This is a genomic window from Acidobacteriota bacterium, from assembly GCA_039028635.1.
Taxonomy (GTDB): Bacteria; Acidobacteriota; Thermoanaerobaculia; order Multivoradales; family JBCCEF01; genus JBCCEF01.
In genome coordinates, this window is sequence record JBCCHV010000098.1 from 1 (window position 1) to 10,692 (window position 10,692).

Consider the following 10,692-nt stretch of genomic DNA (forward strand, 5'->3'; position numbering starts at 1 on the left):
CCCCCCCCGCCCCCCCCCCCGGGGGCTTTGGCGCCCCCCCCCCCCGGGGGGGGCGCCCTGCCCCCCCCCGGGCCCTCTCGGGCCCGGTCGCAGGTTGCCGACGAGTTGTTCAGCAACCTGCTAGCAGCGCTGAAAAAGGCTGGGCGGCTCGTTCAGCTCTGCCGGTTTTCGAGCAGAGCTCGCCGGGCCGCCGACATCCGCTCAGCGGCGCGAGCGCCGGCGGGGAGGACGCCGGGCGGCACCTCGACGGGGGTTCTTCGGCCGCTGTCCGAGAAAGATGATGTCCCGAGTGCCCTTGAAGCCGCGGGATCGCGCCCCCTTGGAGCTCGCCTCGAAGCCGGCCCGGCGCAGCTCGCGCAGGAAAGTGCGGTCTTCGAAGGCGGACCAGACCGCCAACGTGCCGCCCGGGCACAGGGACTCGAACAGAGCGGCCAGCCCCGGCGGGCGATAAAGCCAACCGTTCGAGCGCAAGCACCAGGCCGACGGTCCATTGTCGACATCGAGGAGGATGGCGTCGAAGGCGGCGTCCGGCGCGAGACAACGCCGCACGTCGCCCAACGCTACCTTCACCCGCCGGTTGGCGAGGGTCTTGGCGTAGAGGCCTCCGAGCACCTCGCGATTCCAGTCGACGACGGCGGAGAATTTCTCCGCCACCACCACCTCCCCTCGAGGCGGCAAGGCCTCGAGGGCTGCTCGCACGGTGAAACCGAAGCCCAGCCCGCCGACCAGCACCCGCGGCCGCGCCACCTTCTCGAGACCGGCACAGCCGTAGGTCGCCAGCGCCTGCTCGGTCCCCGGGGCGCGGCTCGACATCAGCTCGGCGCCGTCGAGATGGATCCAGAAATCGTCCCCACGGCGATGCAGAGTCAATGGCCGGCCGTCCGGCAACTTCACCTCGTCGAGGGTCTCGAAGGCTTGCATGGAGAGATTTCTGTCACGACCACCGGCGAGAAGCAAGCCGCACAGGCCGACCAGGCTCACCCCAAGTCCAGCGTGGCCCAAACCAGGGCGGCCCCGTCCGGGGGGCCCGAAGCCGGAGAGGCTCCGGCTCGCGGGCAGGCTCCCTAACGCACCGCCTTCACCCGGTAGGGCAGGGAGAGATCTCCCGAAAGCACTTCGTAGACCTGGTGGACGCCGAGCAGGGGACCCGGGCCGGAGGTCGAGACCTCGAGATAGGCGGTCACCGCATCAAAGCGGAAATCCGCTCGCCCTCCCAAACGCTGCCGCGGCACCAGGACTCGCAACACCTTGCCGTCGAAGACGATCGAGAAACCCGGCGAGTCCATGTACATCGGCATGCTCGGATTGGTCGGGGGCAGGCGCTGCGAGATCTCGTCCTCGGGAAACTCGATGACGGACAAACCTCCAGCCACCCGCTCGTCGGACTGCAACAGCACCCAATGGCTGTGAAAGACGATCCCATCGTTGTCGTAGACGAGGTCGCCGCTCTCGTCCCACAGCGGGGTGTCATCGAAGTCCGGGTGAGAGGTCACGGCCAGGGCCACGGTGCCCTCGGCCCCTCGGAAACCAACATTCTTCGGCGCCAGGTCCGTCGGGAAGACGTAGCCCAGCACCGGAGCGCCGTCGAGGGAGCCCCGAGCCTCGGGCGTCGTGTGCCCAGCCTTGCCGGCGACCTCGATCTCGAAAACCACCAGGTCGAGCGACTTCATGAGGGTCGCCGAAGCCGCCTCGAGATCGAGATCCGGCCCCGCCGAAGGCGGCGTCGATCGCGGGGAAACCTTTGCCGACGAGGCCTCGGTGGCCGTCGCCGGAATGACCAGAGAAACGAGAACCGCGGTCGTGAGGGCGATGGAGATGAACTTGAGAATTTTCACTTAGCACTCCTAACTATTTTGATCAAAGGTCAACGAGATCTTCTTGATCTCGCCTAATGAGGGTTGGCCAAAAGCTCGCGAACTTGCGCCAGCCGAGGCGCCTCGGCGAGCTCATGGTCTGCGCATTCGAAGCGCAGGTCGCCGTCGCTCATGGCGGCATCGACGAAGGCGCAATGGTGCGGCCGATCGGAACTGGCATGGACCTGCGGCCGAAAATGCACACAGCTCGCGCACATGTGAGCCAGGGGGATTTCGCCACGCTCTTGCAGCTGAACGATGATGCGCTGAAAGGCCCGCATCATCACCTGCTGCTCGTCGAGTACCAGATCGCCGAGGGCGCGCTCAAGGAAGTCCGGCCAGCCGGCTACACGACCGGCCTTCTGCGCTCCCTCCCGGGTCAAGGCCAGCCGCAAGGTGCGGCGATCGTGCGGATCGCGCGACTTCTCCACCAAGCCCTTCTCCACCAGCACCCGGACCGCCTCCGAGGCGGTCGCCGGACGCACCGCCAGGACGTCGGCGAGCTGCGAAAGGGACGCTCCCGGACGCCGGTGCAGGAGGGTCAGAACCTGGCCCTGGGTGGGACTGAGATCCTCGGCGAAGCCTTCCTGCCAGGCGCCATGGCGCAGAGCGATCCCGATCTTGGCGAGCGCCGTCGCCAACCGCCGCTCGATAGGCTCCTCGGCGGGAAAGGAAGAGTCGGGGAGGTGACCGCTGCCGGACATAACTTAGGAATCCTAATTAAATTCATCCCGGGCGTCAATCGCGGGGCCTCGCCCTGGTGAGCCAGAGCCCGGGCTCAGCGTCGCGGCCGGCGTGATGCAGAGCGGGGCACCAGCGGAAGCTGCCCGACAAAATCGCGTCCTTGGCGCCCTTCGGCGGAGCGCCTTGCCTTCCACTCGGCGCACTCCGCCTCGCGGTTCCGTGGCGAAGTGCGCTCAGGTACGAGTTGGGCGAGCGACAGAGGCCTGATTCGGACGGCAAGCGCTCGGAAACCACTCGGTCGGCGGGTCGGCGATGGTGAGCATCTGCTCCAAGCTCCGCTCCCCGCGCTTTCCCCATTGCAAGCCATTGGGACAGATGGTGCTCGGACCCAGAGTCGTCGAGTCGATGCCGGTGGTTTCTCGATGGGCCGTCGGCTGGCTGTCCGGAGGACTCGGGAAAGGCTTGCCGTTGGCGCCACAGTAGCGCACCGGAAAGAAGCCGCGATCGAAGGCCACCGCGGCGCCGGAGAGGTTCGCGCCATCGAGCTTGGCACCCTGGAACTTGGCGCCGTAGAGCACCGCGTTGGCCAGCGACGTGCGAATACTGCCCTTGAGAGTGGCCGTCAGATCGGCACCCACGAAGTTCGTGTTGACCAGGCAGGCGCCGTCGAAACGCGAGCCCGACAGCACCGCACCGGAGAGGTCGATTCCCGCCAGGTAGGCGTTGCTGAAATCGGCCTGCTCGAGGGTGCTGGTGTCGTTGATCGAAACGGAGGCGCCGAAAAGCGACGCATAGGCGAAGGAGACACCGAAGAGATTGGCTTGTGAAAAGACGGCATTGGCGAGATAGGTGAAAGGCAGGCTGGCTGCCAGCGACTGGTCGAGGCCACCGAGCTGGGCACCGGTGAAATCGACCCCCGCCAAAATCGCCCCGGTGAGATTGGCGCGCAAAAGCTGGGCGGAGCGCAGCACGGCGCCCGAGAGATCGGTGAAGGCGAGCTCGGCGCCGGTGAAGATCGCGCCGCGGAGGTCGGCACCGGTGGTTCCCGCCGGTGCCGCCATCGACACCCCCACCATGACGCAATCGCTGAAGTCGGTTTCCCGCGCCTTGACCTTGTCGTCGAAGAATGCCTTCGACAGATCACCACCATTGAAGCGAGCGCCATCGAGGGTGGCGCCCTGAAACTTCGTGCCCAGAAAGCTGGCCCCCTCAAAGTTCGCCTGGGCGAGGGTGGCGCCCCGCAGATCGGTGCCGTTGAGGATCGCGCCGCGGAAGTCGGCTGCGGTGAGATCGACTCCGGAAAGATCGGCACCGGTGAGGTCGACCTTGCGCAGATCGGCGCCGGGGGCAGACTTCGACTTCTGGATCGCTTCGAGACCCGGGGTCACTTCAGTGCGAGCAAAGGTGGTCAGCGTCGGGGCGTCAATGTCCTGAGCATCGAGACTGACCACCAGATAGGGCAACAACACGTTGACCGAGTAGCGGATCGCCTTGAACTTCGCGGCGTCCGGGTCCCAGATCTCGAGCCCCGATTCGCCCTTCAGGATGCCCTCGCCACCGGACCCCGCCGCTGCCCAGCGCATCGGCTGAGCCTCGCTCTGCTCGCGAGTTCCGGAGACGAATCCAAGGCTCGGAATCAGGGTGAGATAAGACTGGTCGTCCATCTCGATCCGCAAGTTGCCATCGGGCGCGAGGTAGAGGATGACCCGTTCCCGATCGGTCGCCTGCGTTGCCTCCATCCACGGAAAGACGAGACCGTTGCGCTGACCCGGCGTCAGGTACCTCTTATCGCCGGTCGCGTTGGTCGATCGCAACGTCACTTTGCCGGCGAACCGCAGCGTCGACACCCGTTCTCTTGTCGACTCCGAGCAGGAAGCGTCCATTCAGGCGGCCCGCCCTCGCCCATCCGCAGCGAGATCCCCGATGGCCTCGTTCGAAGAAGGCTTGTACTCGAAGTCGGTCTGCACCGCGACGTAGCCCCCATCGGTGGCCTCGATCGAGATCTCGGCCTTGTCGAACAGGAACTCGAATCCGGGGATCCGCGGCAAGGCGACCCCCTGCTTCCCCATCAGGGCCACCTCGTTGGCGAACTCCGGCTCGAGGACGAAGCTCCAGATGTAACCGAAATTGTTGGTCGTGATCGACGGAATGGCGGAGTGGATGAGCTTGGTCGTCACCGTACCGGGCACGACCTGAAAGCCGAACTGCAGGGTCTGGGTCGTGCCCGACTTCGAGATCCCCAAGGCGAGGTTCGAGAGCACGTCTTGCTGCACGACGGAAAACGAAAAGGCAGGCAAGGACTTACCATTCTGCAAGACATTGATGGTGACGCGATTTTCGTGGCTGACCACGGTCCCGGCACCCTCGGCGGCGTTCTCGATGGTCGACTTCCACTGGTTCGCATCATTCTTCCCGAGGGCGGCGACCAGACTGGTGAAGAAGCTCGCCTCGGACAGGTAATACTGATTGGCCAGCCCTTGCAGCTTGTCGAAGACATCGCCCGGTAACGTGCTCTTGAGCTTCCCGAGAACCGCCGTCGACAGATCGTAGACCGTCTGAAAGGCAGTCGTCGGGGCGGCCGCGGCGGCGACATAAGCGGTCATGGTGTGGTTCGGGTACTGCGTGTAGAGCCCCTGGAGCGGCGTATTCTTGTAAGTGTTGGTGTAGAGCGGGCTCGGATCCGGAAGATCGCCCGGGGTGATCAGCTCCTTGAGCAACCCTTGCTTGTAGAACGCCCAGAAGAGGGCATCGAACTCGTAGGCGGCGGCGTAGTAGGCGAGATGCTTCGAGGTCGGCACGGCGGGAAGCGGAAGTTGCGGCGGCGTGCCTCCCGAATAAGGGGTGTTCTCGTAGGTGACCTGGCCGGTGACTCCGACCTGCACCCCCTGGTCCCCCGGAAAGCTCAGTCCACTCGGACCGGTCCCGAAGTCGAAAGTGATGTCCTGGGTCAGCTTGCCAGTCGACGGAATCTGAACTCCGAGGTTGCCGACCAAGGCCTTGATCGGCGTCTGGAAGTCGATGGTCGAAACCGCGTTCTTGGTCTGCTTGCTGATACGCGTCTGAAAACAACCGGAAACTTCTTGGTTGTTGAGGATGCTGTCGTGGGGAATGCTCGCCTTGGGCGCGCTCGGCTGGCTGGTGACGCCACTGACCTTCAGATCCCACGTCCCGCTCGAGTAGGAGAGCTGCAGCCCGACGGTGATCACCAGGCTGTCGAAGCTCACCTCGTAGTGATAGTTCTTGTCGTGGCTCTCCGCCGGAAAGCAAATGGTCGTACAGATGTACTCTTTGTACTTCTCGTTCCAGTTGTACTCGACCTTGAAGTCGGAGGCCTTCATGGTGAGGCTGAACGCCCCATCACTTCCCTGCGAGATCGACTGATAGACGGGATCAAAGCCTGACAGGCTACCCCCCGACAGAGTGATCTTGATGTCTTCGTAGTTATCGCTCCCATCGCCATCGGGAACACCGAAGTCTTTCACCGGAAACGAGTTGTTCGGAGGCGTGAGCTTGGCGAGCTGACCAGCGATCTGGTCGGCCACCAGATCCTTGGCGAAGGCGTCGATGCCACTCTCGGAAAGGGCGACGGTGAGTCCTTGCAATGTCATGGCAATTCTCCGTTGGAGTCAGTGGGAGGGCCTGTATTCGAAGTCCGTCAGAACGGAGACGTAGCCACCGTCCGCGGCCTCGATGCCGTGGGTGCCCCGGGATCCGTGCTGATGTCGTGAGTCCGGCACCTTGATCTCGAGCGCCGGTGGCTCGAGGGCGGCAGTCAAGTCGCCGGCGACGACCTTCGAAAAGAAGGTCTCGAGGCCCGCCGGCGAGATCGCGACGGAGAGTCCCTGCAGACCCATCACGGCGTCGAAGGCAGCCAGACGCTGACCGAAGGCTCGGTGCGGGCGTCGGCCGGCTTCTTCATCTTCTGAAAGTCGAGGGTGAAGACGGTGCGCCAGACGTCGACCGTCAGGCGTCCGGCGGAAATCGCCGGGGTCTGGGTCAGGAGCTCACCGCTCGGGGTGTAGATGGCGACCTGATAGTCGTTCGGATCGTCCCCCTGGTTGAAGTAGCGCAAGACGTAGACGTAGCCCTTCGATTCGATCGCGAGATCGAGGTAGTGGACGTCCTGTCCCTGCTCGTTGAGGTTGAAGAACGCCTTGCCAGCAAAACGCTTCACCGGATTGCCCTGGAAGTCGAAGGCCTGCACCCGGGCCGGCGACTTGAGCGATCGGCTGTTCTGCTCGAGCACCGCAAAGCCGGCCCCCGGCAGCGGCGCCAGCCCCACCGGGCGGTGGACCAGTCCCTGCCGGCTGCCGAAGCCGCTGTAGAGGTTGGCCAGCGGAGCGTCGGCATCGCTGGTCGACCGGCTCGGGATGCGCAGGACCTCGATCTTGTTGTTGTCGGCGTTGATCCCGACGGCGTAACCAGCCGGGTGGATGATCAAGCGCTGGATGGGCTCGTTGAAACGCCCCCAGCTCTGCTTCGACGACAGGTCGAACTCGCCCGCTTTGCCGTCGAGGACCACTCGCCGCAGGTGATAACCCTGGTGACGGGGATCGAAATAGAAGTTGTTGCCGTTGCCGTCCGCCGGACCTCTCAGGTCGAAAGCGAGCTGGGGTGAGGCGGTGAAGCCACAGGGCACGAACTTGAGGGACGAGTCCGGATGGTTGCGTACATCGATCGACTGGAAGGTGTAGAGCTGGCCGGAGTCGGGCGCCGAGCCGCCACACTCCGGCAGGTCTTGTCCCGAAGCCTCCCAGGTGTAACCGAGCTGGCTGGTCTGCTGACTCAGGGTGATACCCAGCAGGTCGGCGAGGTTGTGACCCACCGGGTTCGAGCTCAGGTCTTTGCGCGTCGCCGTGGGCTTGCCGCCGGCGGAGGACCACACCCGGCCGTTCTGGGATTCGTCCCAGGCCAGGCTGTTCTCGTACTGGTAGACGGTGTTCGCCGACAGCGGCACCACCCGCTCCTTGATCGCCTTCGTCGGCACCTTCAGAAGATTGCCGCCGATGGCGGCGGACATGAAGTCGGTCTCCACCGAGCCACACACCCAGCCGGTCTTGGAGTAGAACTTGGCCGAGAACTGCACCTCGCCACCGTAGGGCAGTCGATTGTCGCCTTCCTGGCCGAAGCGCACGGTGCGCGGACCGGTCTGGGGCGCCTCCCCCAGCTTTGCCTCGGCCTTGCGGGTGGTGCCGTCGCGATAGGTGGCGGTGACCACATAGTGATCGGCTTCCCGCGGCCAGGTGTTCTGGTGGTCGGAGTCCGGCTCGAGGGTCCACTCGGCGTCGATGGCGCGAGTGGCGACGTACTCGAAAACCGCCGGCGACAGGGCGACCTCGGCGGTCGTCTCGGCGAGCAGCGCGAGGTCCGAGATGATCGAGACGGCCGCGGCGATCCATCCGAAGATCGGCGTGGCCTCTTCGGCCGCTCCCTGGGCGATCTTGGCATCCAAGAAGACCGCCAGCTCGACGATGTCGAGGAGCAGGTGCGGAATCAAATCGGCAAAGGCGGTCAGCACCGTCAAGGTGTTGCCCCCCTGCAGCGCCCCCGATACCGGTCCGTTGACGATCGCCACCGCGACGTCGAGAACGGTCGAGAAGATATCCCCTGCCAGCCGGTTCACCGGACCGAGGGAAACGGCGGCACCGGCCACCAGGCAGACCACTGGAATACCGAAGTTGAAGATGCCGGTCATGATCGCGCCGGGCAAGCAAACCTGGGTGTCCCAGCTACCGTGGTACTTGCCGTCGGCGCCTTCGATACCTCCGGTCCGGCCGATACCTCCCGACAGCAGGCGCACACCGGCGGCGTTCGAAGGCCACTTGAAGTCGACATCGGTCGGCGTGTTGCCCACCGGGATGGCGAGAATCGTGTTGGTCGACGAGACGATCGCCAGGTACTTCTTGGTCTTCGAGTCGTAGGTCCCGGCGAGCCCGCCGGGAACCTTCGACGTCCATTCGGCGGGCTCGACGACCTCGCCATCCTGGCCGAGGAACTCGGCGTAGATCCCCAACCAGCGCACCCAGGTGTTGAGGAACGCCGTGCGGAACTCGTTGTTGTTGAACTGCACGCCGCCCTGGTTCGAGTAGCCGTGCTTGGGAGTCAGGGAATCGAGGGTCCAGTAACCGTCGGATTCGGCCTTCGCGGTCTTCGCCGGTGGCGGCGAGCTCGGGGCCGAGACCGAGGTGGTGCCGTCCTGAACCGTCCAGACGCCGGCGTTGGTCGGAGTGGACTGCAGCGACGGATCGTTCTTCGACTGGGTCAAGCTGTCCATCATCGGACCGCGCATCCACTGCTTGGTCTCCGCCGTCCAGGCGTAGCGGGCCGAGCCCTTGATCGGCTTCATATCGGTGCCGAGGTAAGGCTCTTCCACCACCCAGTTGAGCTTGGCGGGGTCCTGCTGGTGGGCCTTCGCCTGGGCGAGGATCTGGGTGGCGAGATCCGAAATGCCGTTCGAGAACTCGATGATGCCCTGGACGCCGGCCGCCGTGTTGGCACCGATGCTCACCAGCTCGGCGTGATGGAAGACGATGCTGACGCCGGCGTCGTAGGCGGTCTTCCAGTCGTGGACGTCGATGATCGCCCCGTGGTTGTCGGCGGCTGCGACTTCGACCCCGGCGAGCTTCAGCTTGGGATGGCAGCAGGTCCAGCTCGCATGCTCCGTCTCGCGCCAACGCTCGAGCACCGCCCGGCGCGCCGGCTCCGGCGTGTGCAGACAGCACATCACCAGGGTGTCGAGAGAGGCGCCCTCGATCTCCGAGGGGGCGGTGACCATCAAGAGCTGAGCGAGGTCACCGGGCAGATCGACGTCGGCGACATAGTGGCTGATTCGCTTGTCCGGCAACAGCGCCAGGGCCCGATTCTCCTGGCGTGCCTTGGTCAAGCTCTTGGGGGTATGGGCAACCAGAGGATGGCGCCGGGTTCCGACCTTGAGGGTGAGCGGACGATCGGCCGGAACAAAGCCGAGGTCGAAGTGCAGGGTGCGGATCTCTCGCTGGGTCATGGCTTCCTCCTGAGTTCGTGCTCGGATATGCGCCTATGAGCAAAATCGTTTCGGCGTCACGAACGTCGAAGGTCGGCGGACCAGGTTCCTGACCTGATCGAGGCGTCGAAACATGCCGACGACTCAATCGGCGCCCCCGCCGAAGGGGACTCGTTGCGGGAAGAGAGTGCAAAGGGCCGTCCGATAGACTCCTGGAGTGCCACGACACACCACCGAGGTTCCGGAACGGCTGGCTGAGAAGGAGCTGAGATTTCTGGAGGCCGCAGGAAGACCGCGGGACCTCGAAGAGGTGGCAGCTCTGAAGGCTCTCCGGAAGGAGACGCCATGAAGCTGCCCCCCATGCCGGAGACGTCCGACGATTGGGGCAGCTTCGAGAAGACGCGCCGACGCCAAATCCGGCTAGGCCTCGAAATGACTCCCCTCGAGCGCCTTCACTGGCTCGACGAAATGGTCGCAGAGATGCGGGCCCTTCAGGGACTCGTCCAACGGTCCAGGTCTACTGAGCCGCCGCCAGAGGATGACTGAGGCGCGACGCTGAAACGACTCACCTTCGCGTAGGAACCGCGAGCCCAGCTCTCCTCGGCTCCGGACGCCGGTGCTACCAGCCCGCGTCGTCCTCCCACACGAAGTCGTCCGCGTCGGATGCCCCGCTCTCTTCAACCGCGGTTGCCGAGATGTTCGCAGATCCAAGGGTGCCTTGCATAGGCGGGATTCCTGCCGCCTGAGCAGCTCTCAAGAATCAGGACATCCGGACCGATTGGTCTCGAGATTCGCTGTCTGTCGAAGAGATTGGTGCGCCCTAGAGGATTCGAACCTCTGACCTTCGGCTCCGGAGGCCGACGCTCTATCCAGCTGAGCTAAGGGCGCTTGGGGTGAGCGAGGGGACTCGAACCCCCAACCACTGGAACCACAATCCAGCGCTCTACCATTGAGCTACGCTCACCATCGTGATCGAAAAGAGCAGTGGCCTGCCTGGAGGGATTCGAACCCCCGACCAACGGCTTAGAAGGCCGCCGCTCTATCCAGCTGAGCTACAGGCAGCCGGGTGACTCGCAGGTCTCCGTTTGATGTCGGGGCGCCCAGATTTGAACTGGGGACCCCCTGCGCCCAAGGCAGGTGCGCTACCAGACTGCGCCACGCCCCGTCGGAAAC

Annotated in this window: 7 protein-coding genes and 4 tRNA genes; all 11 read right to left on the reverse strand. The window is 64.6% G+C overall.

The features are described from left to right. Window positions 1–201: 201 nt before the first annotated feature. Window positions 202–921, reverse strand: coding sequence for a hypothetical protein (locus tag AAF604_24195; GenBank protein MEM7052788.1), 720 nt, complete (start codon window positions 919–921; stop codon window positions 202–204). 143 nt (window positions 922–1,064) lie between these two features. Next, entirely contained in the window at window positions 1,065–1,835 is a 771-nt protein-coding gene (locus AAF604_24200; GenBank protein ID MEM7052789.1) for a hypothetical protein, read from the reverse strand. Window positions 1,836–1,888: 53 nt separating this feature from the next. Then, window positions 1,889–2,557, reverse strand: coding sequence for a MarR family transcriptional regulator (locus tag AAF604_24205; GenBank protein ID MEM7052790.1), 669 nt, complete (start codon window positions 2,555–2,557; stop codon window positions 1,889–1,891). 213 nt (window positions 2,558–2,770) lie between these two features. After that, a complete protein-coding gene (locus AAF604_24210) occupies window positions 2,771–4,384 on the reverse strand; it encodes a pentapeptide repeat-containing protein (protein MEM7052791.1) in 1,614 nt (537 codons plus the stop codon). A 36-nt stretch (window positions 4,385–4,420) separates the two neighbouring features. After that, window positions 4,421–6,145 (reverse strand): hypothetical protein, encoded by a 1,725-nt coding sequence (locus AAF604_24215; GenBank protein MEM7052792.1) that lies wholly within the window; start codon window positions 6,143–6,145, stop codon window positions 4,421–4,423. An 18-nt stretch (window positions 6,146–6,163) separates the two neighbouring features. Continuing rightward, window positions 6,164–6,391 carry a hypothetical protein gene (locus AAF604_24220; GenBank protein ID MEM7052793.1) on the reverse strand — a complete coding sequence of 76 codons (228 nt, stop codon included), beginning with the start codon at window positions 6,389–6,391 and terminating at the stop codon, window positions 6,164–6,166. Continuing rightward, window positions 6,391–9,540 (reverse strand): hypothetical protein, encoded by a 3,150-nt coding sequence (locus AAF604_24225; GenBank protein ID MEM7052794.1) that lies wholly within the window; start codon window positions 9,538–9,540, stop codon window positions 6,391–6,393. The genes AAF604_24220 and AAF604_24225 overlap by 1 nt, the downstream gene beginning before the upstream one ends. A 790-nt stretch (window positions 9,541–10,330) precedes the next feature. Continuing rightward, window positions 10,331–10,407: transfer RNA gene (locus AAF604_24230), tRNA-Arg, on the reverse strand. Between the two features lies 1 nt (window position 10,408). Then, a tRNA-His gene (locus AAF604_24235) sits at window positions 10,409–10,483 on the reverse strand. A gap of 21 nt (window positions 10,484–10,504) precedes the next feature. Continuing rightward, window positions 10,505–10,581: transfer RNA gene (locus tag AAF604_24240), tRNA-Arg, on the reverse strand. Window positions 10,582–10,610: 29 nt separating this feature from the next. Further along, a tRNA-Pro gene (locus AAF604_24245) sits at window positions 10,611–10,684 on the reverse strand. Between the last annotated feature and the right edge of the window lie 8 nt (window positions 10,685–10,692).